This is a genomic window from Porphyromonas pasteri (genome assembly GCF_014647755.1).
Taxonomy (GTDB): domain Bacteria; phylum Bacteroidota; class Bacteroidia; order Bacteroidales; family Porphyromonadaceae; genus Porphyromonas; species Porphyromonas pasteri.
Genome location: NZ_BMPU01000005.1, coordinates 44073 through 70881 on the forward strand (window position 1 = coordinate 44073; position 26809 = coordinate 70881).

Consider the following 26809-nt stretch of genomic DNA (forward strand, 5'->3'; position numbering starts at 1 on the left):
CCCCCTATCAAAGAGCATATATAGAAATAAGATACATATGAAGATAAAGAAAGAGGTACAGATCGGCCTGCTGGCCATCATCGCCGTTGCCCTCGGCTACATCGGGGTCAACTTCCTCAAGGGTATCGAAGTCTTTAAGAAGACCTCGATCTATTATGCCCACTTCGACAACCTCAGCGGCATCTCTGCAGCAGCTCCTGTCGAAGCCAGTGGCTTCAAGGTGGGCAACGTCCGCTCGGTAGCCTTCGACTATGCCCGTGGCTATGGCGCTACGCTCGAGCTGGCGCTCGATGACGATATGCGCATCCCCGTAGGGAGTCAGCTGAAGATCAAGTCGAATCCTCTTGGGAGTGCCGAGCTCGTGCTCATCATCAATCCCCAGAGCCAGACCTACCTCAGCGAGGGGGATACCATCGCCAGCCAAGATGCAGGCGACGGGCTCCTATCCTCCGTCTCTGAGAAGATCCTCCCTGCTATCGCAGGGATGATGCCCACGATCACCAACACGCTGGAGCGCCTGAATGCCCTGCTCAACGACAAGAGCATCGACAGCATGCTCTACGGGCTGAGTGCCTCTACACAGCAGCTGCACGGTATGATGGCTGGGCTGAACCGCACGAGCCGCAGCCTTGGCCCCGTCCTCGACAATGTCGGGCACATGAGCTCCAACCTTGCGAACTTCTCCGGTCAGCTCTCCTCGATGCGCCTTGACTCCCTGATGCTCAGCCTTCAGGAGACGACGGCTCAGCTTCAGCTGGTATCCCAGCAGCTCCGTGGCAAGGACAATACCGCAGGTCTTCTCCTCAACGACCCCTCGCTCTACAACCGCCTCGACAGCCTCGTAGGCAGTGCAGACCGTCTTATGCGTGACCTGCAGGAGAACCCCAAGCGCTACGTGCACTTCTCCATCTTCTAAGCCCACACGACCGACACGATTACCATGGAGCGTCTACTCATCACCGGAGCCTCTGGCTTCATCGGCAGCCATCTCGTCCGCCAAGCTCTCGAAGCGGGCTACGAGGTATGGGCCGCTGTACGCAAGGACAGTGACAAGACCCGCCTTGAGAAGCAAGGGGTCAAGCTGCTTGAAGTCGACTACTATGATGAGGATCAGCTCTTCACTGCTCTCGACTCGGTCCGTCCCTTAGAGGAAGGCGCTCCCCAGTGGGACTACATCATCCACAATGCGGGCATCACGAAGACCGCCCGCCTCGAGGAGTTCGCAGAGGTCAACGCCGAGCATACGCGCCGACTGCTCCACGCACTCAGCCGTCTCTCGGAGCCCCCCAAGCGCTTCGTCCTGATGAGTAGCCTCAGTAGCTACGGCAATGTAGCTGGCCCCGATGAAGCGCTGCATGCCGAGCTTCCTCAGAAGCCCAACACCCGCTACGGCCGTAGTAAGTGCCTCGCAGAGCACTACACCGAGCAGTCGGGTATCCCCTTCACGATCCTCCTCCCCACAGGCGTCTATGGCCCAGGAGACAAGGATTACCTCATCGCACTACAGAGCATCGCCCGTGGCATCAATGCGATGTCAGGCCTGCGCAAGCAATATCTGACCTTCGTCTATGGCGGGGATGTTGCCCGAGCTGCCCTCTTTGTACTACGCGATGAGCGTGCCCGCGGTCAGCGCTATATCGTAGCCGACGGCGACACCTATACCGACCGAGAGTTCGGTCATCTGGCTCAGCGTCTGCTGGGTCGCAAGCACGTATTCCATATACGTATCCCCCTGCCACTGGTGCGCCTCACCTGCCTCTTCGGCTCGCTCCGAGCAGCTATCACGGGGCAGACGACGCCACTCAATCGGGACAAGTACCCGATCCTCGCACAGCGCAACTGGCGCTGTGATCCCTCACCGCTCTTCGCTCTGGGCTTCACCCCAAGCAAGAACCTTGAGGAAGGGCTTCGCGAGACCATCGCCGACGGGCGCTCCCGCGGTCTCCTCCCATAGTCATCGCCCCCGCATAGCCTGCTCCACTCAAGAGCTGGCAAACATTACTCACTTTTTAATTGTGGGAATGGGGGCTTTTGTGTATCTTTGCGCAGATTTTTACGCATAGTTTAAGAGTCACCCATGCATACCGACCAGTACAAGATCAATCTACGGAGTCTCCCGGAAGGCGATCACGAGTACACCTGGCTCCTCGAGGACGGCTACTTCGAGCGCCTATCGGAGGGTAGCGTACACGGCGGTGAGGTCGATGTCGACCTACGCCTGCGCCGTACGGGAGACGTCTTTAGCTTGGACCTCTACTATGAGGGCTATGTGGTGGTCGACTGTGATCGCTGCCTTGACCCGGTAGATATAGATGTAGAGTCCGAGCGCGAGCTTATAGTCAAGTTCGGCAATGAAGCCCTTGAGGAGAAGGACGAGATCCTCGTCGTCTCTGAGCAAGATGGGGTGCTCGACCTGGAGTGGATCCTCTATGAGGATATCATCCTGAGCCTTCCCCTACAGCGAATGCATCTCGAGGGCGAGTGCAACGAGGAGATGATGTCGGCCTATGCCCGCGTCTCTACCGATGAAGTGCGCGACGAAGCCGAAGGCCCCGCCCCCACCCTCGATGATGAGGGGATCGACGAGCGCTGGGCTGCACTCAAGGCTCTCAAGCGAGATTAGTAATTAAAACAAAATAAGATTTATGGCACATCCTAAAAGAAGACAGTCCAAGACGCGTACCGCTAAGCGCCGTACTCATGATAAGGCAGCTATGCCTACGCTCGCAAAGTGCGCTAACTGCGGTGCATGGCACATCTACCACACGGTATGTGGTGAGTGCGGTTACTACCGCGGTAAGCTTGCCATCGAGCAGGCTTAATAGCCCCACTTAGCCAACACAAAGAAAAGCCCCAAGGTATCCCCTTTGGGGCTTTTTTTGTAACTTCGTGAGCGACAAGCTAAGGCGATTGAAATTAATCTACATCAGTATATCCAACTAACCTATGAGTATCATCAACGCAGCCATCACGGCTGTCGGAGGGTATCTCCCTGAAGATAAGATAACCAATGCCGACCTCGAGAAGATGGTCGATACCAACGACGAGTGGATCATGACCCGTGTCGGGATCCGCGAGCGTCGCATCCTCAAGGACCCCACGAAGGGTGCTTCCTTCCTCGGCATCGAAGCCGTCAAGGATCTCTTCTCCCGCAACAACATTGACCCCGCCACCATCGACGGGATTATCTTGGCTACGAATACGGCTGACTACCACTTCCCCACGACGGCATCTATCGTAGCCTTCGAGACGGGCTGTATCAACGCCTTTACCTTCGACATGCAGGCTGCTTGTCCCAGCTTCATCTATGCTCTCGAAGCTGGAGCTAACTACATCCGCTCAGGCCGCTACAAGCGCATCATCGTGCTTGCCGCTGAGAAGATGACCGCCATCACCGACTACACCGACCGCGCTACGTGCCCGCTCTTCGGCGACGGCGCTGCGTGCGTACTCCTCGAGCCTACTGAGGAGAACGAAGGTGTACTCGACTCTTACTTCCGCACGGATGGTACGGGTCGCACCAACCTCATCATGAAGTCTGGTGGCTCGGCCAGCCCCACCTCCCACGAGACGGTCGATCGCCGTGAGCACTACGTCTATCAGGAGGGTGCTGCGGTCTTCAAGCAGGCTGTCAAGGGTATGTCCTCCAGCTGCCGCACCATCATGGAGCGCAACGGACTCAGCTATGACGACATCGCTTGGGTCGTCCCCCACCAGGCAAACCTCCGTATCATCGACGCTGTAGCGCGTGAGATGCAGGTACCTCTGGATCGCGTGATGGTCAACATTGAGTACCGAGGCAACACCAGCTCGGCTACGATCCCCCTCTGCCTCTGGGAGTTCGAGAAGCAGCTCAAGAAGGGTGACAACCTCATCCTCACGTCCTTCGGCGCAGGCTTCACCTGGGGTGCAGTCTACGTCAAGTGGGCTTACGATCCCAAGAACTAATCTCCCCATACGACAGACCTTGCCTGCCACTCTTCCCTTCGCTGGGAGAGGACGGGCAAGGTCTTTCATTCCTACCCCTCCATACTCCGGACGATGGAAGACAAGCAAGAAGTCACGCACCGCTCAGGCTTCGTCAATATCGTGGGCAACCCCAACGTGGGGAAGTCCACCCTGATGAACCTCCTGGTCGGCGAGCGCGTATCGATCATCACCTCCAAGGCCCAGACGACGCGTCACCGCATTATGGGCATCGTCAATACTCCCGAGCTGCAGATCGTCTACAGTGATACCCCTGGAGTACTGCGCCCGAACTACAAGCTCCAGGAGAGCATGCTCGAGTTCTCCGAGTCGGCTCTCGGTGATGCTGACGTCCTACTCTACGTCACCGACACGGTCGAGACGGCCGATAAGAATGAGTTCTTCCTCGAGCGCGTCCGTGGGGTCAAGTGCCCCGTACTCCTCCTTATTAATAAGGTAGACCTCACGACCCAGGACAAGCTCGTCGAGCTCGTGGAGCGCTGGCACAAGGAGCTTCCTCAGGCGGAGATCATCCCCATCTCTGCGCTCAACAACTTCAATGTCCAGCCCTTGAAGAAGCGCATCGAGAGCCTCATCCCCCCCTCTCCTCCCTACTTCGAGAAGGACGCACTGACCGACCGTCCCGCGCGCTTCTTCGTCACCGAGATCATCCGTGAGAAGGTCCTCCTCTACTATAAGAAGGAGATCCCCTACTCCGTCGAAGTCGTCGTCGAATCCTTCAAGGAAGAGGACGAGCGCATCCACATCCAGGCCCTGATCGTCGTCGAGCGCGACAGCCAGAAGGGCATCATCATCGGCCACCGCGGTGTCGCCATCAAGAAGGTCGGCACGATGGCACGTCGCGACATGGAGCGATTCTTCGAGAAGAAGATCTTCCTCGAGCTCTTTGTCAAGGTAGAGAAGGACTGGCGCAACCGCGACAAGATCCTCCGCGCCTACGGCTACCGCCTCGACTAAGAGCGGTAAGCCTCACCCACCAATCACAGCATCAGATATGAGTCATTTAGTAGCAATAGTAGGGCGCCCCAACGTAGGGAAGTCCACCCTCTTCAACCGCTTGACGCAGACCCGTGGGGCCATCGTCAGCGAAGAGGCAGGTACGACCCGTGACCGCCAGTACGGCAAGGTATCATGGCTCGACCGCGAGTTCTCCATCGTCGACACCGGCGGTTGGGTAGTAGGTAGCGAAGATATCTTCGAAGGCGAGATCAACAAGCAGGTAGAGATCGCTATGGAGGAAGCCGATGTCATCCTCTTCGTCGTCGACGTTGAGAGCGGCATCACCGACCTCGATGATGAGGTCGCTGCCAAGCTCCGCCGCACGAAGAAGCCCGTCCTCCTCGTGGCGAACAAGGCAGACAACTTCGCCCAGCACTACGAGGCAGCTGAGTTCTACAGCTTCGGGCTCGGTGACCCTATGCCTATCTCTGCTGTCAGCGGTAGCGGTACGGGTGACCTCCTCGATGCCATCACGAAGAACCTCCCCGAAGGCGAATACGTCGACGAGACTCTCGATGCTCCACGTATCGCTATCGTCGGCCGACCCAACGCGGGTAAGTCTTCGCTCGTCAATGCCTTCATCGGTGAGGAGCGCAACATCGTCACCAACGTAGCAGGTACCACGCGTGACTCGATCTACACGCACTACACGAAGTTCGGCATGAACTTCTACCTCGTCGATACGGCTGGTATCCGCAAGCGTGGCAAGGTCAACGAAGACCTCGAGTACTACTCGGTCATTCGCTCCATCCGCGCTATTGAGAACTCCGACGTCTGTATCCTTATGCTCGACGCCACCCGCGGTATCGAGAGCCAGGACCTCAACATCTTCTCGCTCATCCAGAAGAATAGCAAGGGGCTCATCGTCTGCGTGAATAAGTGGGACCTCGTTGAGGACAAGAGCAATGCCGTCATCAAGACCTTTGAGAACGCTATCCGCGAGCGTCTGGCTCCCTTCACCGACTTCCCCATCATCTTCATATCGGCCCTGACGAAGCAGCGTATCTTCAAGGTCCTCGAGGAAGTCCAGCAGGTCTACGAGCGTCGCAGCAAGCGCATCCCCACCTCGAAGCTCAACGAAGTCATGCTTCCCATCATCGAAGCCACGCCTCCTCCTGCCACCAAGGGCAAGTACATCAAGATCAAGTACGTCATGCAACTCCCCACCGCGGTGCCCAGCTTCGCCTTCTTCGCGAACCTTCCCCAGTGGGTCAAGGAGCCTTATCGCCGCTTCCTCGAGAATCAGATCCGTGCGCACTGGGACTTCTCCGGTACGCCCATCAACATCTTCATTCGCGAGAAGTAGCCTCCCTTCTCCCCCGCCCAACGAAGCGCCCCAGCCGGTAGTCCAACTACCGGCTGGGGCGCTTACTTTCCCCCTCCTTCCGCACCTCGCTCCGCGAAGCACTATACGAGGGTGATACGAACCACTACTGGTCACCGCTCCGACCACTACTGGTCCGTGAGCGAACCACTACTGGTTCATAGTGCCAACCACTACTGGTTCGCTCACGGACCAGTAGTGGTTCACCTGCCGACCAATATAGGTTCATATCCCCACCCTGTAGAAGCCCGCTCTTCCCTACAAGAAGAGCAGTCCGTCAGAGAGGCAAAAGGCATGGGCAATCCCCATAACTATCCGAGCCTCATCGGGAGGTACTTCGGGCGACTTTTGCCCATGTGAATAAATGCCTTAACTTTGCCTCCGCATGTGGCGACGGAGCCTTAACCAAACTCCCCACCATGTGTACCGACCAGAACCCATAGGCCTCAGCGACCACGAGGAAAGCACATCCCCCACGCCTGCTCCGACCTTACGTTCACCTTATTTACCTCTACATGGCAAGCTATGTCCAGAAGAATTCTACTGCTTTGCCTCTCCCTCTTGTTCCTCTGTGCGCTTGGGGCAGCCCCCGAAGCGCGCGCACAAGTCGGACGGCATCTACTCATCTTGGTGCGTGACGCCAAGACGCAGCACCCTATTCCCTCCGTATCCCTCCACCTCAAGCGAGGGCCTTCGACCAGCACGGATGCCGAAGGGCGCTGCCAGCTCTCACTCCCTACGAGCACAGGAAGCACCATCGTCCTCAGCCTCGCTAAGCCAGGCTATCAGACGATACGTGAGCACAGCTATTCCCTTCCCACCGAAGGCAAGCCCCTCATCATCGACCTCGAGCCGCGCAGTGAGCGCCATCTGGAGGGTGTGACCGTCACGGGTGCGGGGCGAGAAAGTTCACTTACCCAGCAGAGCACGGTCTTACGCACTGCCCACCTGCAGGCGCAGAGTGAGAAGTCCATCGCGCGTCTGCTGGAAGCCCTGCCTGGTGTCAGCTCTATCAAGAGCGGTGCGACGATCTCCAAGCCCATGATCCAGGGGATGCATAGTAGCCGTATCCTCCTCATCAGCAATGGTGTCCGCCTCGAGAGCCAGAGCTGGGGTGCCGACCACGCTCCCGAAGTAGACCACACGGGTGCAGGTCAAGTCGAGGTCATCAAGGGCGCCGAAGCCGTACGCTATGGCGCAGGAGCCCTCGGCGGTGTCGTCCTCATCAACCCCTCCCCCCTCCCCACAGCCGACGAATTCTCCTACCGAGGTCATGCCAACCTCGGCTACACGACCAACGGTCGAGGTGTAGACGCTTCGGGCAGTCTCGAGGGTGGACAGTATGGCTTCGGCCTGCGTATGCAGGGCTCTTATCGCCGGGCAGGCGACTACGGCACCGCAGACTATCTACTGAATAATACGGGGCTGGAGGAATGGAGCGCCTCGCTCTTCACCGGCTACACCAAGGACCGCCTGCGTGCTACGCTCTATGGGAGTCTGTACTCGACAGAGAGCGGGGTCTTCATCGGTTCGCACATCGGCGACCTCTTCGAGCTACAGCAGGTCTTCGCTGCTGGACGCCCCAACCCCATCAACATCACGCCCTTCTCCTACCATATCAAGGCACCTCGTCAACGCGCTCGTCACCTGCTCATCAAGGGCGACGTCACCTACCAGCTCGACGACAATCAGGAGCTGCGCCTCTGGGCAGCCTACCAAGACAACCACCGCCGTGAGTACGAGAATCGCAAGATCGATGTCTGGACACAGACCCCCGTCATGGACCTCATCCTCTCGACCTACACGACCGACCTACGCTACCGCCTACGCTGGGCACGTCCCGACTGGGAGACGCAAGTAGGGCTCTCGCACCTCTTCCAGCGCAATACGAACCAGCCAGGTACGGCAGCGACACCCTTCATCCCGAACTTCGCCACACTCAACCTCGCAGCCTACGTCGTGCAGAAGGCCCGCTTCGATGCCCTCCTTCTCGAGGCTGGTCTGCGCTATGACCACCGCATCACCGATGCAGCTGGCCGTGACTGGCGCCGTCTACGCTATGGCGAGAAGAATACCTACACGAATATGACGGGGAGCCTCGGGGCGCACTACCGCTTCAGCGAAGGCCTTGCTGCCCGTGCCAGCCTCGGCCTGGCTTGGCGCGCTCCCGACGTCAACGAGCTCTACAGCAATGGCCTGCACCACGGTGGCTCATGGAGCCTCGGCGACCGCACCCTCCGCAGCGAGCACGGCTACAAGGCCATCCTCTCCCTCGACTACCGCAAGGATTGGCTGACTATCGAGCCCAGCATCTTCTACCAGCACATCGACAACTATATCTACGACGCTCCGAATAAGAACAAGGGTGAGAACGGGATTCACGTCCACTGGAGCGGTGTCTACCCCATCTTCGCCTTCGAGCAAGACGACTGCCGCTTCTGGGGTGGCGACATCACACTGACGGCACGCCCCACCGAGGAGCTGACCTTCACCGCTAAGGGCGAGTGGATCCGTGGGCGCAATGTCTCCCATGACACTTGGCTTCCCTTTATGCCTGCCGACCGCTATACTCTCGGGGCGCAGTGGACGAGAAGCTGGGGCAGCACAGGCCGCTGGCAGAGTCGCATCAGCGCCGAAGGCATCAGCGTAGCTAAGCAGACGCGCTTCGACCCCGAGCATGAGCTGGTATCCGATATGCCCGCAGGCTACTTCCTCTTAGGCCTGCAGGGTGAGCTTCGCTATACCCTCGATGCACGCCGCTCTCTGCGCTTCTTGCTCTCCTCGGAGAACACGCTCAACGCCCTCTACAAGGAGGCCTCCGACCGCTTCCGCTACTATGCCCATGCGCCTGGACGCAGTGTGACCCTCCGTACTATCCTGTACTTCTAATTCCCCAAGTGACGACCATGACCACCCTCCTTATGACCCTACGCCGTCAGCGTCTCACCTCGATGCTCGCCCTCCTTCTGAGCGTCTTCGCTCTCTTCCTCCCCTCCTGTCAAGTCAAGGCCGTGGAGCCCACGGTCGAGGATATGATCAAGGGACACGAAGAATGGGCACGCGCACTCATCGTCCTGCGCCTCGGGCGTATGCACCCCTCGGGCAACTATGTCGAGGCCTATGACCAGCGACACAATGATATCCTCCCCGTCTACCAGACCATCGACCTGCGCCGCTCCTCGGGGCAGACGGGTAGTATTACCTTCTACGGCGACCGCCAGTCCTTCGACGTCATCAAGGGAAAGGACCTCTACTATACGCTGGAGATGCGCTACTACAACGATAAACGTGAGCTGATGAACTACCAGTTCATCGGCTTCTTCCCTGACGACGAAGAGGGGAGCATGCTGCCTATCCACCAGCACTTCTTCCAGATCATGAATGTCGACCGCATCGGGCGCTTCAGCTACCCGACGCATCTCGACGGCAAGCCCTACGAGGAGTTCACCTACATCCTCGATGATGCGGGCCACAAGCAGCCTGAGACCGCACCGAACTACCGCGAGAGCGACCCCTACAAGCGCTTTCGCCCGAATGACCTCAAGCGTCTCTCGCCCGACGTCTTCCACTTCACCTACCGCGACACCGACCCCATTGAGCTGACCCTCGGAGAGGAGTACACCGATCCCGAGAGCAAGCAGCAGCGTACCGTAGGCTTCCTACGTCAGCGCCGCTCACTTGACCCCACGGCACCGCTCGACAGGACGGGGCTGAAGGGATGGTTCCAGTTCCTGCGCTCCGACATCGCCTTCCAGATGCAGCTGACCCTCGTGCATATCACCGTCGGCAGTAAGTATATCGGGCCTGCACCTGACCATCTCTTGGAGTTCAATGAGCGCCACGACGCTTGGACAGTCACGGACATCAATCTCAAGCTCCCCTTCCGCGTCATCGCCGACGCCGATGGCTCGCCCGACAAGTGCGCTGCCGATATCGCCAGAGAGACGGGCGGCTCAGCCACCGCTATCCGCCAAGCACTCTTCGATGGCGGTATGCAGCTTGACCCTAAGGCGCGCATGTAGCACCGACTATTTATCACCTAATCATCAATACATCAGACTATGCGTACGTATCGTAGCCAGGCAGCAGCCTGGATGCTTGCCCTCGGCCTCTCCGCAGGGCTCGTGGCTTGCGGCTCTAAGGGCGACACGCCCCAGCCTACACCCAAGCCAACACCTACCCCCACACCGACTCCTCAGCCTAAGCCTTCACCCTCGCCACGCACCTTCGAGTGGGCGACCTGTGATGTCCTCATCAAGGAAGGTCACGACCACGGTCACGGCAATATGCACGGCAACAATGTCCGCCGTGGCCTCTTCTACCCACAGGAGCAGCGCTTCACCCTCCGCAATGACGGCAGCGGTAAGGTCACGCTGACGTGGGAAGACAAGCTCAAGGATATGCCCTACTTCCAGGCCCATCAGGGCGGGGCGCTCTTCGGCATGCTCTTCACCTTCAAGGACGCTAAGGGCAACCGCGTGAACGACGTGCTCACCGAGCTCAGCGACCACTACCAGATCTTCTTCACTATCGCAGAGAAGGACGCTACGGGCACTATCCACGAAGTCAAGGATCTGCGTACGGATAAGCCCATCGCGTGGGACCACTACACCAAGGCCAAGCCCAGCATCCCCACCACGACGCTGGAGCAGCGCACCAAGGCCATCTTCGAGTACGTCTACCGTGACACCAAGGATCCCTACTATGAGATGAAGGGCGACGGCGATGCTAAGGACCACCTCCTGCGCATCCCTGGCACGCAGAACCTCAACAAGATCGGGATGAAGGGGCACTTCAAGTTCCTCGACCGCGACTGGGACTGGGATGAAAAGGGTTCACCCAGCCAGCTGGCCTCCTTCTACCTCAAGATCAGCCTCAAGCAAAGCACGGGGCCGAAGTTCTTCAAGCACGATCAGCACGGTCTCATCAGCTCCGAGTCCTACCAGCCTGAGCCCAGCATCCAGTGGACGACCGTCTTCGAAGTCCTCCTGCCTGTACGCGTCATCGCCAACAAGCGTGACCTGCTGAAGTACCCCGCCCGCTACTGGAGCGATATGGCTCGCGCCTTCAAGAAGACTCCCGAGGAGATGAAGGAGAATGACGAGACCTCCGAGCCTGGCAATGACGACAGCTCCTTCCATATGTAATCCATAACCATAATCCTTATAATCAACCCTCAGCAGTATGAAGAATATCAGCAGCACTGCACGCGCTCTCGCCCTTCTCTTCGTGGGAGCCTCCCTCTTCGCCTCTTGTGCCAAGAAGTCCGACGAACCTAAGCCCACTCCTCCCGACAAGAAGGAAGATGTCAAGCCTACCCCCAAGCCCAAGGAAGGTGAGCTCCCCGAAATCACGAAGGTCGTCCTCCGCTTCGGCGAATCGCACCTCCACTCTAAGAAGGGTGTCCACTACATCCCCAACAACGCCAAGCTGAACTTCTCGCTCCTCTCCCAAGAGCAGATTATGACCTTCGTCAAGCAGGGCGATAGCTGGCAGCTCGAGAAGGGAAGCCCTGAGCGCTTCATCGGCACCGAGATGATGCAATATGGCAACGTGACCTCCGCAGCCCCCGACTACGCTCTCTGGGTGCGCTACTATGACGCATCGGGCAAGCTGGTCAATGGCGCCTACGCTGACCCCAAGGTCCGTAGCCAGTATCAGCTCTTCATCTATCCCAGCGATGTCAAGGCATTCGACGGAGATGAGCCTATTGACTTCACGCTCGACAAGACCCCTGAGCTGATGCACTACGAGTACTGCGACAGCGACCCCTGGGATAAGAGCGTACAGAAGAGCCGCAAGCAAGACCCCGAAGACAAGCAGGCTAAGTTCCTCCCCGACACCGAGCCTATCGGTATGAAGGGCTACCTGCAGTTCAAGAAGATCTCGAAGTTCAACCTGCACTTTGTCTTCTACCACGCTCCCAAGGGTAAGCTTGTGGACGACCAGCCCGCCCCCTTCTATGCGCCCAACAAGAACTTCACCAGCGAAGGTGGTAAGAAGCTCTTTGAAGCCAGCGTACCCTTCTTCGTATGTGGCACGCGCGAATTCACCGACGAGCTAAAGTCGGCCTCCGACAAGCCCCTGCCCCTCGACCAGCTCCGTAGCGAGTACCTGAAGATGGCTAACCACCTGATGGAAGCCCTCGACACGAAGGAATGGCTCAAGGTCGCAGCTGACTTCATCAGCCTCTACAACGGTACGGGCGCAGAGTCCGGCGGCGAAGAATACTAAGCCTCCGCTCCCTACGATTCTATATACCGTGAGCCCCACACCTCCCCGACTATCGGGGGCGTGTGGGGCTCACTGCATCTGTGGAGCCTGTTGCCGCAAATCCTGCCCGCTATTTAGAGCGCCAAGGCATCACGCACCCAGCTCCCCGATAGGCCTCTCCGAAGAGACACGCACGCCCTTCGCCTTATCGCGAGTATTCCTCTTGTCCAGCGGAGGGAAAAGCATCGTTCTCGTGAAGAAAAAAGCACCTTCACGTAGTGGTTTTCTTCTGTCTATGTACGTGGTCTTAAAGACCAGGCACGTAAATCCAAATATCCACGTACGTAGATATTAGAGCCACGTACGTAGTCCAAACTTATCTGCCACTCGTCCACAACTTTTATCCCTATGCGGAGCAATAATCTAATAGAGGTCACTTCACAAAGCTATATAGCTTCACACCGAAAGCTATATAGCCTCCTTCGCTATTCTATATAGCTCTATCCACACACCCATATACCTAAGGTACTTCAGCAAGGTGCAGGGCAGGAGATTTTAGTGCGGGAGGCGCAGGCAGACAAAGCGGGAGTTTGTGTATTCGCCAAAGTATTAGTAATTTTGCGCACTGATTAGAGTGTATGTAGCACTCTCCCTGCAATAGAAAGTATAACAACAAAATAGATAAGTAAGACATTATGATCGTAGTTCCAGTAAAAGAGGGCGAAAACATCGAGAAGGCTCTGAGAAGATTCAAGAGAAAGTTTGAGAAGACCGGTGCTGTGCGCGCACTTCGTGCCCGTCAGGCCTTCATCAAGCCCTCTGTAGCTCGACGCAAGAAGATGGAGAAGGCCATCTACGTCAAGCAGCTCCAGCAGGCCGAAGAGCAGTAGTAGAGACTCCGTCTCCCTCCCTTCGCTGACAGTGCTCGCACGAGCGAAGGCGATCATCCCGCCCTCGATTACGAGGCTACTCCATACCCCATCTCGCACCGCTCTTAGCGGGCGTCAAGAGGTATCCCAATGATTTACGCACCGCTGATATCCCACTCTGAGGGTATCAGCGGTGTCGCTTTATCCCCCTATGCTATGGGGCGCACGACCCCACGTATATCCTATATCCCAATAGAGCCACCTCAATGAGCCTTCACGAAACCCTCCAGCATCGTCGCGCCATACGCTACTACGACCCAGAGAAGCCTCTGGACAGCGCCCGCGTCGAGGAATGCCTACACCAGGCAACCCTCGCCCCGACGAGCTCGAATATGCAGCTCTATCGCTGCTACCATATCACCGACCCTGCCGTCATCGCTGCGCTCACCCCAGCTTGTCTCGGGCAGAGCACCATCAGCACGGCAAAGGAAATCGTCGTCTTCGCCATCACCCCCTCCCGCTGGCGTGAGCGTGTGGATTACCTCTTCCCCCGCATCGTGGAGGATATCCACAAGCACCAGCCCGAGGAGAAGTGGGCAAAGTACGAAGCCCTGCAGCGTGAATATATGACCAAGGTGATCCCCTTCCTCTACAGCCGTGGGTGCAAGGTCTGGGGCTGGGCACGCCATCTCGTGATGAACGCCATCGCACTCTTCCGCCCCATAATGCGTCAGGGTACCGAGGGCGATATGAAGACCGTCCTGCATAAGAGCTGTGCCCTCGTCGCGCAGACCTTTATGCTCGCTATGAGCGAAGCGGGCTACGACACCTGCCCCGTCGAGGGCTTCGATACCCTCCGTGTGCGCAAGGCGCTTAGCCTACCCTCCTCCATCGAACCTTCGCTCATCGTCTCCTGCGGTATCCGTGATGAGAAGCGCCCCTTGGGCGACCGCATCCGCGTACCCTTCGAGAGCGTCTACGAGCGTATCGGGAAGTAAGACCGCCCCGCCCATACGTGCGCCCCATCCCTCCCCATAGTGGAGAGATGGGGCGCACGCTGTGTATAAGTAGTGGATAAGGCGGGGAAAACCCACCATCACATACCGATTACCCGTGGGTAAATGCGTATCTTTACACCATATTATATAGCTATAGCCTCCTCTATGACAAGACGATTACGTGCCCTCTTGGGCCTTGGCATCGGCCTTCTTACGACCCTTACGCTGCCCGCACAGCACAAGCAGATCGTTCGCCCTCAGTATCCACGCCTCTCGCAGCGTGTGAATACCCTCATCGGTACCGACTGGGTGGGCAATGTCTATCCTGGTGCCTCGGCACCCTTCGGTATGGTGCAGCTCAGCCCCGACAACGGGCGTGCGGGCTGGGACTATATCGCTGGCTACTTCTACCCCGACAGCACGATCGCAGGCTTCAGCCACACGCACCTGAGTGGCACGGGAGCAGGCGACCTCTATGATATCTCCTTCCTCCCCGTCACCCTTCCCGCGCTGGACGACCGTCTCACGCACAAGCCTGCAGCAGGTAAGACGGGAGAGGAGCAAGCACCTATCGGCATCCACGCACGCTTCTCGCACGCTACCGAGGTGGCGAAGGCCGGCTACTATGCCGTGACACTCGAGCCCTATAAGATCCGTGTCGAGCTGACCGCCACCGACCGCGTGGGGGTACAGCGCTACACCTTTCAGAAGGATGCTGACTCGGTCTGCATCATCCTCAATCTGGACAAGGCAATGAACTGGGACCGCACCGTCAATAGCGACGCACGCGCCATCTCGCCCACACAGATCACGGGCTTCCGCTACTCCGACGGCTGGGCTTGCAATCAGAAAGTCTACTTCACCACGAAGCTCTCTCGCCCTGCTGCCCGCATCGAGCGCACAGCTACCCCATACATCCTCAGTAAGGGGCAGGTAGGTAAGTCCGTCGGCTATGGCGTCATCCTCCGCCTCTACTACAATAAGGTACGCGCTGGCGAAAGCATCACGCTCTGCACCGCGCTCTCTGGTGTAAGCGAAGCGGGCGCGCTGAAGAATCTGCAGGCCGAAGCCCCTCATACCGACTTCAACCGCTACCGCCAGGCTGCTACCCAGCGCTGGGACAAGCGTCTTGCACAGATCCGTCTCTCATCCGACACACCCGATAGCCTGCAGACGACCTTCTACACGGCACTCTATCGCGCGCAGATCTGCCCCACGCTCTATAGCGACGTCGACGGCCGCTACCTCGGTGCCGATCGTGAGATCCATCAGCGTGCAGGTAGCACCTACAGCACCTTCTCACTGTGGGATACCTACCGTGCAGCCCACCCACTCTACTCCATCCTTCAGCCCAACCTCCAGCGTGACTTCGTGCAGTCACTCATCGACTTCGGCGAGCAGAACGAAGGACACCTCCCCGTGTGGAATATGTTTGCCTCCGAGACCGATATGATGATCGGCTACCACTCCGTACCCGTCATCGTCGAGGCCGTCCTACGCGGGATCTACGTCCCCAAGGACAAGGAAAAGCTCCTCCGCCTCCTCCGCACGACGGCCGAGCGCAAGGGCTACCGCGGCCTGGACGACTACCGCAAGATGGGCTACATCGGGAGCGACCGCGAGGACGAGAGCGTCTCGAAGACCCTCGAGTATGCCTACGACGATGATGCTATCGCACGCTATGCCGCCTGGATGGGCGACCACGAAGTGGAGAAGATCTACCGCGAGCGTGCCCGCTCCTACCGCCACCTCTGGGACGAGAAGACGGGCTTCTTCCGCCTCCGCAAGAGCAATGGCGAGCTGGATAGCGTCTTCGATCCCTTCGCCTACACCAAGTCCTTCACCGAGAGCAATGCTTACCACTACCTCTTCAGCGTACAGCACGATATCGATGGACTGACGAAGCTCATGCAGGGTAAGCTCGGTGAGCGCCTCGACGAATTCTTCTCTTCCGAGACCCCCAGCCACATCGAGCTACCTATCTTCTCTACGGGGATGATCGGTCAGTATGCTCACGGCAACGAGCCAGGGCACCACGTCATCTTCCTCTACAACGCGGCCCGTCAGCCTTGGAAGACTACGGACCTCACACACCGCGTACTCAAGCAGCTCTACACCGACAAGCCCGCTGGGCTCTGTGGCAACGAAGACTGCGGTCAGATGTCCGCCTGGTACGTCTTCGCCTCGCTCGGCTTCTATCCCGTCGATCCCTTGAGCGGGCGCTACGAACTCGTCACGCCCCTCTTCCGTGAGAGTACGATCAGCCTGCCCAACGGCCGTACGCTCCGCCTCTCCGCTCCCGAGCTGAGCGAGAAGAAGCGCTACATCAAGCGCGTCACCATCAACGGCCGTGAGCTCCGCAAGTCCTACATCACCTACGACGACGTGATGCAGGGCGGCGAGATCCGCTTTACCCTCACCGATGAGCCGGGTAGCGTCTGGTATGAATAATTCGGATACGAAGCGAAGCCATCTCGGGGCGCTCATCGCTGCCCTCAGCCTCTTCACACGCCTCCCCTTCTGGCGCCTACGGGAGCTTACCACGGCTGACTATGAGGATGCCCTCAGCTGGTGGCCCGTGGCGGGACTCGTGACGGCGACGACCCTCTCGGGGAGCTTCTACCTCTACTCACTGATACTCCCCTCGGTGGGAGCAGCGCTGGCCTTAGCCCTCGGCACGCGCCTACTCCTGACGGGCGCCTTCCACGAAGACGGCCTCGGAGACTTCTTCGACGGCTTCGGCGGCGGAAGGGAGCGCAGTCAGATCCTCGCTATCATGAAGGATAGCCATGTGGGGAGCTATGCCGTCCTCGGGCTCATCCTCTACTACCTCACCTACTGGGCGCTGGGCACGTCACTCCCCGCCGGCTGGCTCCCTGCCGTGCTCTTCGCCTCGGACATCACGGGGAAGGTCACCTCGCTCCTGCAGGTACAGTTCCTCCCCTATGCTCGTCGTGAAGAGGATAGTAAGATCGGGGTCACCTACCGCAAGGCACGCCCCTTGGCGATCTACGCAGCGCTGGCGATCTTCCTCACAGCGCAGTGGTGGGCACTGCGCCCTATCGAGGCCACACCCATCGGTGGGAGCGAACTGACGCACTTCGTACCGCTCTCCATCTTCCTCCCTATCCTCGTCGGTGGCGGACTCATCGCCTACCTGCGTAAGCGTATCGACGGCTACACGGGCGACACCTGCGGAGCGCTATGCGTCCTCTCAGAGCTGGCGACGCTCACGGGCTTCGCCATCCTCTACCGCCTCGGCTTAGGCGTCTAAGCCACGATCCCACCTACTACCATGCGCCTGCACTTCATCCGCCACACCCGCCCCGACATCGCACGCGGTGTCTGCTATGGGCAGAGTGATATCCCGCTGGCGGCATCCTTCGCTGAGGAGGCGGAGGACGTCAGAGCACGGCTCACTGAGCGGCTCGAAGGGCGCACACCTACCCGCATCTATAGCAGTCCCCTCTCCCGCTGTCGGCGCCTCAGTGAGGCGCTGGGCTACGAAGCCCCCATCCTCGACGCACGGCTCTTAGAGCTGAACTTCGGGGAGTGGGAGCTGCAGCGCTTCGACGAGATCACCGACCCACGCCTCCAGCTCTGGTACGACGACTACCTCCACGTGGCACCCACGGGGGGCGAGTCCTTCACAGAGCAGGCAGCACGCGTAGCGGACTTCATCGAAGAGCTACGAGATGAACTCGCACAAAACGAGGACTCCTCCGCATGTGAAGTCTTAGTCTTCACACACGGAGGAGTCCTCCTATCTGCTGGGCTTTGGGCTGGCTGGTATCCTCTCGAGGAGGCCTTCAGCCACCAAAGTCCCTATGGTGCGATCTGTACGCTCGAGCTCTGAGCCTTAGTCTTCGCTGAGGAAGGCACTCACGATCGAGTAGAACTCCCCGTAGCAGCGCTCCAGATCATCGTTGGTCAGCACACGGTCGAAGAGCGGTGCATACGTCAGCTCGTGAGCGGCCTTCGCCACACGCTCCTCGATGACCTCGGGGCTATCCGTTGAGCGCCCGACGAGACGACGACGGAGCTCCTCGATCGAGGGTGGCTCGATGAAGATGCTCAGGGCTTCGTGCCCATATCCCTTCTTGATATTCAGTCCGCCGACGCAGTCGACGTCGAAGATCACACGGTCACCCGCAGCGATACGGCGGTCGACCTCGGAGCGGAGCGTACCGTAGTAGCGTCCAGGGTAGACCTCTTCATGCTCGAGGAAGTCGCCACGCTCGATGCCGGCCTTAAACTCCTCGGGAGAGAAGAAGTAATACTCCACGCCATGCTGCTCCTGCCCACGGGGTGGGCGGCTCGTAGCCGAGACGGAGAAGCCGAGATGCAGCTCGGGATGCTCAGCGAGTAGACGATTGATGAGCGTACTCTTCCCCGTACCCGAGGGGGCGGAGATGATGATTAGCTTTCCCATAGATTACAATAGAAGCGAGAGGCCGGGGACGGGGAATTAATCCTCGTCCTCGTCTTCGTCCTTAGCGGCCTTCTTCTTGCGCTTGTCCTTGGGCTTGCCTTCGTTGCGCAGGGCTTCCTTGACCTTCTCCGTCAGCTCATCGAGGAGCTCGGGGTTGTCGGCGAGCGTCTGCTTAGCGTTCTCCTTACCCTGACCGAGCTTCGTAGCTCCGTAGCTGTACCACGAGCCACTCTTCTTGATGAAGTCTTCGCTCTCAGCGATGTCGATGATCTCACCGAGGCGGGAGATACCCTGACCGTAGAGGATCTCGAAGTTTGCGACGCGGAAGGGAGGTGCTACCTTGTTCTTGACGACCTTCACGCGGGTATTGTTCCCGATGACCTCATCGCCGTCCTTGAGCTGGCCGATACGACGGATGTCCAGACGCACGGAGGCGTAGAACTTCAGGGCGTTACCACCCGTAGTCGTTTCGGAGGGGCCGTAGGAGTTCCCACCGATCTTCTCACGGAGCTGGTTGATGAAGATACAGGCGGTATTGGACTTGCTGATAGCCCCCGTGATCTTACGTAGAGCCTGCGACATGAGGCGGGCCTGCAGACCTACCTTCGTCTCACCCATATCGCCCTCGATCTCCTGCTTAGGCACCAGGGCTGCGACGGAGTCGATGATGACCAGGTCGACGGCACCAGAGCGGATGACCTGCTCGGCGATATCGAGCGCCTGCTCCCCGTTGTCGGGCTGAGAGATATAGAGGCTGTCCATGTCGACACCCAGCGCTTCGGCATAGGAGGGGTCGAAGGCGTGCTCGGCGTCGATGATGATCGCCTTACCGCCCTGCTTCTGCACCTCTGCGATAGCGTGGATAGCCAGCGTCGTCTTACCCGAAGACTCGGGGCCGTAGATCTCGATGATACGACCGCGGGGATAGCCGCCTACGCCGAGAGCGTGGTCGAGGTTGATCGAGCCAGTAGGGATGACATTGACATCGGTCGTGGGGCGGGCAGCCATGTTCATGACCGCACCCTTGCCGTAGGTCTTCTCGATCTTACCGAGGACGGTCTCGAGGGTCTTCAGCTTGGCCTCATCCTGGGCCTGCTTCTCTTTATCCTTAGCGCTCTTGGAGAGCTTTACTTCTTCACTCATGTGGAGGTTGTCTATTTATATGTAGGCTCGGGGAGAGCCCGTGATTAATCTTCGTGGAGGATCTGCTGGGCATGGTCCTTCGTATTGACGGCCTTGCCACGGATGATGCGCTCGATACGGCCATCGGTGCCGATGACGAAGGTCGTGCGCTCAGTACCCATGTACTTGCGGCCGTACATGCTCTTCTCGATCCAAGTGCCGAAGAGCTCATTGAGGCGCACATCGGTGTCGGCGATCAGGCGGAAGGGCAGCTCGTGCTTCGTGCGGAAGCCCACGTGGCTCTTCGCCGAGTCACGGCTCACCCCGATGATCTCGTAGCCAGCGGCGCGGAGCTCGCTGTAGCCGTCACGCAGGCTACATGCCTGCGCCGTGCAACCCGAGGTATTGTCCTTGGGGTAGAAGTAGAGGACGATCTTACGCCCAGGGTAGTCCGAGAGGCGTACCTCCTGCCCTGCTTCGTCCAAGCCCAAGAGGTCGGGGACAAGATCCCCCAATGTCAGTGCCATAAGCAGTGTATCTAATAAAGTATCTAAGTATCGTTTGCGGGAAATGGGAGGCTTCGCAAGGCGAGCAATCTCCCTAATACAAAAATACGCATTTGCCCTGAAAGGGCAGGCATCAGAAGCACATCGCCGGGAGTCACTTTGAGGGGAGAGGCGCCGCAGCCCCCTATGGGGTCGTGATGTAAGCCTAAATGAGCCTGTTGCCGCGAGTCCTGCCTGCTATTTATTGTGCTAAGGCATCGCACCCCCAGCCCCACGATATCCCTCTCCAAAGTGACCGAGCAAACCCTCTGCCTCTGCACGCGTATTCCTCTTATCCAGCAGAAGGGAAAGTGCTATCTCCATGAAGAAAAAAGTACCTTCCCGTAGTGGTATTCTTCTATCTATGCACGTAGTCTTAAAGACCAGGCACGTAAATCCCAATATCCACGTACGTAGATATTAGAGCCACGTACGTAGCCCAAACTTATCTGCCACTCCTCCACAACTTTTATCCATACGCGGAGCAGTAATCCAACCACAAGAATATTAGATTATCTTTGCAACGTTAAATATCTAAAACATATACATGCGTATGAAGAAATTCTCTACTCTCTTGCTGAGCCTCGCCCTGGGAAGCACCCTCGCGGCTCAAACCCCTAAGTTCACTCCCGAGCATGGCGCTCTGCTCGACGGGAAGACCATCGTCAAGGCTAACATCACCAGCCCCATCTTCAAGAACTACAGCTTCGCTGCTGAGCGCATCCTCACGAAGGGTCTCAGCCTCCAGCTCGGCATCGCTACGATGCCCAAGGGTGCCCTGCCCTTCTCCTCGTCGTTCGAGAATCATATCGGTCACGATGTCTCTATGAGCAGCGTAAAGCTCCAGTCCTTCTACGTCACGCCTGAGCTGCGCTGGTACACGGGCGGTGGCTACGGTCACGGCTTCTACCTGATGGCTTACTACCGCTATCAGAACTATAAGCTCTCTGGCTACACGCTCAATATGGACGTACGCGAAGGTGCTTCTTCGACTGACAAGCCCGTTGCTCTTGACCTCACGGGCGACTTCAAGACGAATAGCTTCGGCTTCGGTCTCGGTGCTCAGTGGCTCTTCGGTCGCAATAAGAACATCGTCCTCGACTGGAACATCCTCGGCGTACACGCTGGTAAGGGTAAGCTGACCCTCGCGGGCGACTACTCTGCTACGAACCTCACCGACAAGGAAATCGCAGACCTACAGAAGCAGATCAGCGAGAACGTCAGCGACCTGCCCACCATCAAGCTCGTCGGTGAGGATGTCAACGTAGATAAGGCCTCTAAGAAGGTCTCTATCGACAACGTCTCCACCCCCTGGGCTTGGCTTCGTGCCTCCGTCTCTCTCGGCTTCCGCTTCTAAGCCCCCGAGGAGATAACTCCTATTAAATAGCGATCCCCCGCAGTGACATCCGTGTCGCTGCGGGGGATCGCTTTTATATGGCCTACGAAGGAGCTACTGCTTCTTCTGCTTCGACTTGATCTGTAGGATCCAGCGTGTGAGGAGACTTGCCGAGGCCTCGATATAGGGATCGACCTCTGCCCCGCGAGCGATCTCATCCTTGAGGACGACATCAGGCGTGATGCCCTGCTCAATATCAGCACCGTCGGCATCGTAGGTGCGGGACGAAGAGAAGCGCACCGCCCAGCCATTAGGTAGCTCGGAGGACATCGGCAGGCCACCACCACCGCCCGTCTTCACCCCGACGATCTTGACCTGTGGGAGGCCCTTCATACGGAGCGTGAAGTCATTGGCGGCGCTGTACACCCCTTGGTTGACGAGGACGACGACGGGCTTGAGCCAGATCGTACCCACCTGCAGGGTATCGAGGTAGAAGGGAGTGCGACGGGAGAAAGCATCGTGCGCAGGGCCCGTCTTGTGCGAGATATAGCCGACGAGCTTGCGCTCACGGATGAAGTGCTGCGCCAGCATATCGGAGGTAGTGACTTGACCGCCCCCATTATTGCGCAGGTCGAGGATGAGGCCGTTGCACGCCTTGAGGCGGTTGAGCACGGCATTCACATTGCTACTTGAGATCGCCGAGGAGAACGATGCCACACGGACGTAGCCGATGGGCTCAGCACGGCGCACGCCCTTCGGATAATCCAGCGACTTGTAGGCCAGCCCACCAGCGATATGGTAGTCATCGCCGAGGTAGCTCTCGACAAGCGTCTCGTCATAGGAGCGAGGGCCTTCGCTCCGCCACTGCCAGTAGCGCCCGTAGTCGAAGGTGGAGATCAGATTGACGTGCCCATCACGTAGCTCAGCAAGAAGCTGGCTCATCACGAGGAAGAGCGAGTCGGTCGTCATCGTGGGGCGCAGGTCACGGCGGTGCTTATGGTAGAGGTCACGCCAAGTAGTGCCTTGAGGGAGCTTGAGGTCGAAGTAGCAATAGCCACGGTCGAGGATCTCCCAGAGGCGGTCATAGTTGGCATACGGATCAGCCGTGTACTCGCGCTCGGTGGTACAGCATGCGAGCGAGAGGAGGAGGCCAAGCGCGGCGAGGAGCTTAGTGAGGTGCTTCATATCAGAAGGGCACAAGGGTCGAGTGATCATCGGCAGCACGACGCCCCTCGAGCGGAAGGATCTTCGTCGTCACCCCGATGAGGAGGCTGTGCTGATGGCGGTAGGCGGAGAGGTGATTCAGCTCCGTGCGACGGTAGTCCCAGCGGTAGCCTACAGAGAGCGTGAAGTAGTCGAGCACAGGGACATCTACGCTGGTGAGGACGAAGCCCGTGGGAGCCTTCAGCGGGTGCGTCAGGTAGATACGGCGCGAGGGCTGGCCGAAGTAATAGAGCTCGTAGAGCGTCTCACCAAACTCCTGCGAGAAAGCGAACCCCAAGAGATCGGTATGAGCGTAAGCCTTGAGAAGGAGCGGGAGGCGTGCGGGGCCGAAGCGAAGCGAGTAGAGTGCTGAGGGGCCTACCGAGAGCGCCATATCCAGCGTACCAGGATTGTTCCCATTGCGGGAGCTATACATACCACCAGCAAGACCGACGACACTACCACCGATAGCGAGACGCCCCCAGCTGCCGGCGCTGATGTGGCGCAGACGCCCCCAGTCATAGCGAGCGGTGAGGCTATAGATGGAGCCATTGCCAGCGGGGTTCTTCGTCGAGGCCAGGTCGACATTCAAGAGCGTATGACGCAGCCAGCGTGGGTCGGTCGTGCGGGGCGTGTAGCCGAAGAGGCTTCCTCGTGCGACACGCTGCTCTGGCAGGGAGCGGTAGCCCAGGCGGGTATGCTCCGAGGTGTAGCTGTAGACTTCCCCGCCGTAGTTAAGCGGTGTGAGGTAGGTATGCCCGAGACGCATCCCCCCGATGCCGAAGTACTGGCTGCGGTAGGTGATGTTGCTCTGGCGGGTCTGTGGCTCTGGTATCGTGAAGAGGCTACGCGCCTCTGAGCCTGCCCCGAGGCTATCCGCTGCACTCTGGGCTCTCAGCGGAGCCGAGAGGAGCGCCAGTGCGAGGGCCATGAGGGGCAGAGCAAGGGGCTTATTCATGATGGGAAGGGGGCTTATTCGTTCGAGCTATCCTCGGTCTGTCCCGCGAAGAGGTCGGCTTCTTCTTCCTCAGTCTCCGCCATAGACTCGTCGTGCTCCGACTCGAAGACGGGGGATTCCTTCAGCGGAGGAAGCTCCTCGACTTGGTCGATGAGGTACGGAGCGATACGCTTACCACGGGCGCGGATACTCTTGACGAGAGCAAATTCCTCGACATCGATCTCGGTCGTACGCAGCTCGCCACCCTTCTCCTGACGCCCGATGAGGAGGCGTGGGTAGTAGGTATCGGTCAGGAGCAGCAGCTCGTTCTTGGGATTCTCCCCGAGGATATTCTCACGCTTCTGATCTTCCTCGATGCTGAAGCGCTTGATGTAATGGTACTTCTGATCGGCATCGTAGTAGACGGCCGTCCAGATCTTGCGGGGCTCATTCTTCTCGATACGCAGGAGGTTCTCCTCGATATGGATAGAGTCGCTGAAGTCGGAGGTATAGCATTCGCCCGACTTGAGGACGACGAGGATGCGGTCACGGGCGTGGAAGGAGCCGAGGTACTGGCCCTGCTCGTTGTAGTTCAGGCGCAGGACATCGCGGTCGAACCATACGTCACGACCACCGAGCGTCGAGAAGCCCTTGCTCAGAAGCGATACCGAGTGCACCTCTGCCTTCGTCACTAAGAGCCCGACGGAGCTACGCGACTTGATGGGGATATCGGAGAAGTCCTTCTCGAACTGGAAGAGGCGCTGGCGGGCATTGCGGATCTTGAGCTTGACAGCGACCTTCTCCGCCTCGCCATTGCCGTTAGCAGAGAAGTAGAGCACGCGTGAGCCTTCCTTGCCACGCGTCAGGTCGTAGACGCGGTCACGGATGACCGAGAGCACGTTGAAGCGCTTAGCGTAGACTGAGCCCACCTTGCCATCGCGGTAGATGACGTTGTAGATCGTGCGCTCGTCATTGCGCTGATAGCGGTTGATATAGATGACCTCCTCGTTGCCGTAGAACTTCTTATCCTCGACCTTGCCGACGAAGTACTTGCCGGAGCGGAAGAAGATGATGACCTCGTCGAGGCTCGAGCAGTTGCACACGAACTCAGCGTCCTTCAGAGCTGTACCGAAGAAGCCCTCCTCGCGGTTGATGTAGAGCTTGGCATCGAGCTCGGCCACCTTCGTGACCTCGATGGTGCCGAAGTTCGTGATCTTCGTGCGGCGTGGGAAGGCAGCCCCGTAGCGCTGGATGAGGTGCTGGTACCAGCGGATGGTATAGTCGGTGAGGTGCGCGATGTCGTGACGGAGCTGAGCCATATCCTGCTCGATCTGCAGGAGTGCAGCCTCGTGCTTGGGGAGATTGAAGCGCAGGATACGTGCCATACGTAGCTCCAGCAGGCGGCGCAGGTCATCCGTCGTCACGGGACGGAGGAAGCGATCGGCGAAGGGCTCGATGCGCTTAGCGATATGTGCGAGAGCCGTGGCTTCGTCGGCAGCTTCTTCGAAGGCCTTATCCTTATAGATGCGCTCCTCGATGAAGATACGCTCAAGCGAAGCACCGAGGTACTGCTCTTCCTTCTCCGAGAGGAGGATCTTCAGCTCTTCGCCGAAGAGGAACTTCGTGCGCTCTACGCTGTAGCGCAGGAGCTCGCTGACGGTCGTGAAGAGAGGCTTCTCCTCGTAGATGACGCAGCAGTTGGGCGAGATGCTGACCTCGCAGTCAGTGAAGGCATAGAGGGCGTCGATAGCCTTGTCTGACGACACACCAGCGGCGAGCGTCAGGCGGATATCCGTCGTGGCAGCCGTCATATCGTCGACACGGCGGATGCGGATCTTCCCCTTCTCTACGGCCTTGAGAATGGACTCGATGAGCGTCGTCGTGGTCTTCCCAGCAGGGAGCTCGGAGATGCTCAGCGTCTTGGAGTCGATCTTATCGATCTTCGCACGGGACTTGAGGCTACCGCCACGCTCGCCGTCATTGTAGCGGGAGACATCGATAAGCCCCCCTGTGGGGAAGTCAGGATAGAGCGTGAACTCCTCGCCGCGCAGGTAGGCACAAGCGGCCTCTGCCAGCTCGACGAAGTTGTGCGAAAGGATCTTGGAGGACAGGCCGACAGCGATACCCTCAGCACCCTGCGCCAAGAGCAGTGGGAACTTCACGGGCAGTGCTACGGGCTCATCGGTCGTGCCGTCGTAGGTCTTCTTCCACGGGGTGACGCGGTCGCTGTAGACAGCTTCGTGGGCGAAAGCCGAGAGCTTCGCCTCGATATATCGGCCTGCAGCAGCGGGGTCACCGGTGAGGATATTCCCCCAGTTCCCCTGCGTATCGATGAGGAAGCCCTTCTGTCCGAGCTGGACGAGGGCATCATTGATCGAGGCGTCACCGTGGGGGTGGTACTTCATCGTCTCCCCGACGATGTTAGCTACCTTGATGAGCTTGCCGCTATCCATCCGCTTGAGGTTGTAGAGGATACGGCGCTGCACGGGCTTGAGCCCGTCATCGATATGGGGTACAGCACGCTCAAGGATGACGTAGGAGGCGTAGTCAAGGAACCATGTCTGGTACATCTTCGACAGGTTGCTCAGCTCCGGGCGGTAAGGTAAGCCCTCTGCCGGCTGGTAGGCGGGGGGCTCTTCGTCCTCGATAATCGTCTCGGGCGTCACCTCGGGGATCTTCTCCTCTTCGTCGTCGTGCTCTATATTCATATGCTGTCTATATCAGTATTATACGCTGGCAAAGATACGGAATTACCCGCTTCTTTCCTTGGAAAGCGCCCGCATAGATCCGTCTCCTATCCAGATCTCACCCACCCAGCGAAAAGCCATCGCCCCCGCCTCTTCG

General features: G+C 58.5%; 23 protein-coding genes. 17 read left to right on the forward strand and 6 right to left on the reverse strand.

Translation table 11 applies throughout. From position 1 onward, the window contains the following. The first annotated feature begins 37 nt into the window (after positions 1–37). From IEX77_RS07355 to cobC, 16 genes are all read left to right on the forward strand, one after another. A complete protein-coding gene (locus IEX77_RS07355; RefSeq protein WP_188808353.1) occupies positions 38–916 on the forward strand; it encodes an MlaD family protein in 879 nt (292 codons plus the stop codon). A 24-nt stretch (positions 917–940) separates the two neighbouring features. After that, entirely contained in the window at positions 941–1954 is a 1014-nt protein-coding gene (locus tag IEX77_RS07360) for an NAD-dependent epimerase/dehydratase family protein (RefSeq protein ID WP_188808354.1), read from the forward strand. Positions 1955–2077: 123 nt separating this feature from the next. Beyond that, positions 2078–2623 (forward strand): YceD family protein, encoded by a 546-nt coding sequence (locus tag IEX77_RS07365; protein ID WP_188808355.1) that lies wholly within the window; start codon positions 2078–2080, stop codon positions 2621–2623. Positions 2624–2645: 22 nt separating this feature from the next. Beyond that, positions 2646–2822, forward strand: a complete 177-nt coding sequence (rpmF, locus tag IEX77_RS07370; RefSeq protein WP_009432677.1) for a 50S ribosomal protein L32 — start codon at positions 2646–2648, stop codon at positions 2820–2822. A 124-nt stretch (positions 2823–2946) separates the two neighbouring features. Beyond that, on the forward strand, positions 2947–3948 hold the full coding sequence (locus IEX77_RS07375; protein WP_188808356.1) for a beta-ketoacyl-ACP synthase III: 1002 nt from the start codon (positions 2947–2949) through the stop codon (positions 3946–3948). A gap of 93 nt (positions 3949–4041) precedes the next feature. Then, entirely contained in the window at positions 4042–4944 is a 903-nt protein-coding gene (gene era / locus IEX77_RS07380) for a GTPase Era (protein WP_044115665.1), read from the forward strand. A 37-nt stretch (positions 4945–4981) separates the two neighbouring features. Next, complete coding sequence (der, locus tag IEX77_RS07385; RefSeq protein WP_009432761.1) at positions 4982–6292, forward strand: ribosome biogenesis GTPase Der; 1311 nt, start codon at positions 4982–4984, stop codon at positions 6290–6292. Positions 6293–6835: 543 nt separating this feature from the next. Then, complete coding sequence (locus tag IEX77_RS07390; protein WP_188808357.1) at positions 6836–9199, forward strand: TonB-dependent receptor; 2364 nt, start codon at positions 6836–6838, stop codon at positions 9197–9199. Between the two features lie 17 nt (positions 9200–9216). Beyond that, complete coding sequence (locus IEX77_RS07395; protein ID WP_188808358.1) at positions 9217–10332, forward strand: hypothetical protein; 1116 nt, start codon at positions 9217–9219, stop codon at positions 10330–10332. Between the two features lie 39 nt (positions 10333–10371). Continuing rightward, a complete protein-coding gene (locus IEX77_RS07405; RefSeq protein ID WP_229770837.1) occupies positions 10372–11457 on the forward strand; it encodes a hypothetical protein in 1086 nt (361 codons plus the stop codon). A 37-nt stretch (positions 11458–11494) separates the two neighbouring features. Further along, positions 11495–12544: a hypothetical protein gene (locus IEX77_RS07410; protein WP_188808360.1), complete on the forward strand. Its 1050-nt coding sequence runs from the start codon at positions 11495–11497 to the stop codon at positions 12542–12544. Between the two features lie 674 nt (positions 12545–13218). After that, a complete protein-coding gene (rpsU, locus tag IEX77_RS07415) occupies positions 13219–13413 on the forward strand; it encodes a 30S ribosomal protein S21 (RefSeq protein WP_060935521.1) in 195 nt (64 codons plus the stop codon). 245 nt (positions 13414–13658) lie between these two features. Beyond that, entirely contained in the window at positions 13659–14390 is a 732-nt protein-coding gene (locus IEX77_RS07420; protein ID WP_188808361.1) for a nitroreductase family protein, read from the forward strand. Positions 14391–14555: 165 nt separating this feature from the next. Next, positions 14556–16841: a GH92 family glycosyl hydrolase gene (locus IEX77_RS07425; protein WP_229770838.1), complete on the forward strand. Its 2286-nt coding sequence runs from the start codon at positions 14556–14558 to the stop codon at positions 16839–16841. After that, positions 16834–17664 (forward strand): adenosylcobinamide-GDP ribazoletransferase, encoded by an 831-nt coding sequence (locus tag IEX77_RS07430; protein ID WP_188808362.1) that lies wholly within the window; start codon positions 16834–16836, stop codon positions 17662–17664. Before IEX77_RS07425 ends, IEX77_RS07430 begins: the two co-directional genes overlap by 8 nt. 21 nt (positions 17665–17685) lie before the next feature. Continuing rightward, positions 17686–18246, forward strand: a complete 561-nt coding sequence (gene cobC, locus IEX77_RS07435; protein ID WP_188808363.1) for an alpha-ribazole phosphatase family protein — start codon at positions 17686–17688, stop codon at positions 18244–18246. A gap of 3 nt (positions 18247–18249) precedes the next feature. On the opposite strand, the gene gmk is transcribed toward cobC, so the two are convergent. Genes gmk through IEX77_RS07450 form a run of 3 tightly spaced genes read right to left on the reverse strand, consistent with a single transcriptional unit; the run spans position 18250 to position 20471 of the window. Continuing rightward, positions 18250–18822 carry a guanylate kinase gene (gmk, locus tag IEX77_RS07440; RefSeq protein WP_044115669.1) on the reverse strand — a complete coding sequence of 191 codons (573 nt, stop codon included), beginning with the start codon at positions 18820–18822 and terminating at the stop codon, positions 18250–18252. Between the two features lie 36 nt (positions 18823–18858). After that, positions 18859–19965, reverse strand: coding sequence for a recombinase RecA (gene recA, locus IEX77_RS07445; RefSeq protein ID WP_009432708.1), 1107 nt, complete (start codon positions 19963–19965; stop codon positions 18859–18861). 44 nt (positions 19966–20009) lie between these two features. Beyond that, positions 20010–20471: a peroxiredoxin gene (locus IEX77_RS07450; RefSeq protein WP_044115670.1), complete on the reverse strand. Its 462-nt coding sequence runs from the start codon at positions 20469–20471 to the stop codon at positions 20010–20012. Between the two features lie 571 nt (positions 20472–21042). Here IEX77_RS07450 and IEX77_RS07455 point away from each other — a divergent pair. After that, a complete protein-coding gene (locus IEX77_RS07455) occupies positions 21043–21846 on the forward strand; it encodes a DUF3575 domain-containing protein (protein WP_188808364.1) in 804 nt (267 codons plus the stop codon). A gap of 93 nt (positions 21847–21939) precedes the next feature. Here the strand turns inward: IEX77_RS07455 and IEX77_RS07460 are convergent, their stop codons facing one another. From IEX77_RS07460 to IEX77_RS07475, 3 genes are read right to left on the reverse strand one after another with little or no spacing between them, the layout of a single operon-like run. Then, entirely contained in the window at positions 21940–23010 is a 1071-nt protein-coding gene (locus IEX77_RS07460) for a S41 family peptidase (protein ID WP_188808365.1), read from the reverse strand. A gap of 1 nt (position 23011) precedes the next feature. Continuing rightward, positions 23012–23986, reverse strand: a complete 975-nt coding sequence (locus tag IEX77_RS08475) for a DUF3316 domain-containing protein (protein WP_229770839.1) — start codon at positions 23984–23986, stop codon at positions 23012–23014. A gap of 14 nt (positions 23987–24000) precedes the next feature. Continuing rightward, the gene (locus IEX77_RS07475; protein ID WP_188808368.1) at positions 24001–26673 is read right to left on the reverse strand and encodes a DNA gyrase/topoisomerase IV subunit A; all 2673 of its coding nucleotides are present in this window, start codon (positions 26671–26673) and stop codon (positions 24001–24003) included. Positions 26674–26809: the final 136 nt, after the last annotated feature.

Excerpts from the sequence above, each read along its gene's own strand:
- IEX77_RS07355 (WP_188808353.1), top strand. The coding sequence starts at position 38 with ATGAAGATAAAGAAAGAGGTACAGATCGGCCTGCTGGCCATCATCGCC.
- IEX77_RS07360 (WP_188808354.1), top strand. The coding sequence starts at position 941 with ATGGAGCGTCTACTCATCACCGGAGCCTCTGGCTTCATCGGCAGCCAT.
- IEX77_RS07365 (WP_188808355.1), top strand. The coding sequence starts at position 2,078 with ATGCATACCGACCAGTACAAGATCAATCTACGGAGTCTCCCGGAAGGC.
- rpmF (WP_009432677.1), top strand. The coding sequence starts at position 2,646 with ATGGCACATCCTAAAAGAAGACAGTCCAAGACGCGTACCGCTAAGCGC.
- IEX77_RS07375 (WP_188808356.1), top strand. The coding sequence starts at position 2,947 with ATGAGTATCATCAACGCAGCCATCACGGCTGTCGGAGGGTATCTCCCT.
- era (WP_044115665.1), top strand. The coding sequence starts at position 4,042 with ATGGAAGACAAGCAAGAAGTCACGCACCGCTCAGGCTTCGTCAATATC.
- der (WP_009432761.1), top strand. The coding sequence starts at position 4,982 with ATGAGTCATTTAGTAGCAATAGTAGGGCGCCCCAACGTAGGGAAGTCC.
- IEX77_RS07390 (WP_188808357.1), top strand. The coding sequence starts at position 6,836 with ATGTCCAGAAGAATTCTACTGCTTTGCCTCTCCCTCTTGTTCCTCTGT.
- IEX77_RS07395 (WP_188808358.1), top strand. The coding sequence starts at position 9,217 with ATGACCACCCTCCTTATGACCCTACGCCGTCAGCGTCTCACCTCGATG.
- IEX77_RS07405 (WP_229770837.1), top strand. The coding sequence starts at position 10,372 with ATGCGTACGTATCGTAGCCAGGCAGCAGCCTGGATGCTTGCCCTCGGC.
- IEX77_RS07410 (WP_188808360.1), top strand. The coding sequence starts at position 11,495 with ATGAAGAATATCAGCAGCACTGCACGCGCTCTCGCCCTTCTCTTCGTG.
- rpsU (WP_060935521.1), top strand. The coding sequence starts at position 13,219 with ATGATCGTAGTTCCAGTAAAAGAGGGCGAAAACATCGAGAAGGCTCTG.
- IEX77_RS07420 (WP_188808361.1), top strand. The coding sequence starts at position 13,659 with ATGAGCCTTCACGAAACCCTCCAGCATCGTCGCGCCATACGCTACTAC.
- IEX77_RS07425 (WP_229770838.1), top strand. The coding sequence starts at position 14,556 with ATGACAAGACGATTACGTGCCCTCTTGGGCCTTGGCATCGGCCTTCTT.
- IEX77_RS07430 (WP_188808362.1), top strand. The coding sequence starts at position 16,834 with ATGAATAATTCGGATACGAAGCGAAGCCATCTCGGGGCGCTCATCGCT.
- cobC (WP_188808363.1), top strand. The coding sequence starts at position 17,686 with ATGCGCCTGCACTTCATCCGCCACACCCGCCCCGACATCGCACGCGGT.
- gmk (WP_044115669.1), bottom strand. The coding sequence starts at position 18,822 with ATGGGAAAGCTAATCATCATCTCCGCCCCCTCGGGTACGGGGAAGAGT.
- recA (WP_009432708.1), bottom strand. The coding sequence starts at position 19,965 with ATGAGTGAAGAAGTAAAGCTCTCCAAGAGCGCTAAGGATAAAGAGAAG.
- IEX77_RS07450 (WP_044115670.1), bottom strand. The coding sequence starts at position 20,471 with ATGGCACTGACATTGGGGGATCTTGTCCCCGACCTCTTGGGCTTGGAC.
- IEX77_RS07455 (WP_188808364.1), top strand. The coding sequence starts at position 21,043 with ATGAAGAAATTCTCTACTCTCTTGCTGAGCCTCGCCCTGGGAAGCACC.
- IEX77_RS07460 (WP_188808365.1), bottom strand. The coding sequence starts at position 23,010 with ATGAAGCACCTCACTAAGCTCCTCGCCGCGCTTGGCCTCCTCCTCTCG.
- IEX77_RS08475 (WP_229770839.1), bottom strand. The coding sequence starts at position 23,986 with ATGAATAAGCCCCTTGCTCTGCCCCTCATGGCCCTCGCACTGGCGCTC.
- IEX77_RS07475 (WP_188808368.1), bottom strand. The coding sequence starts at position 26,673 with ATGAATATAGAGCACGACGACGAAGAGGAGAAGATCCCCGAGGTGACG.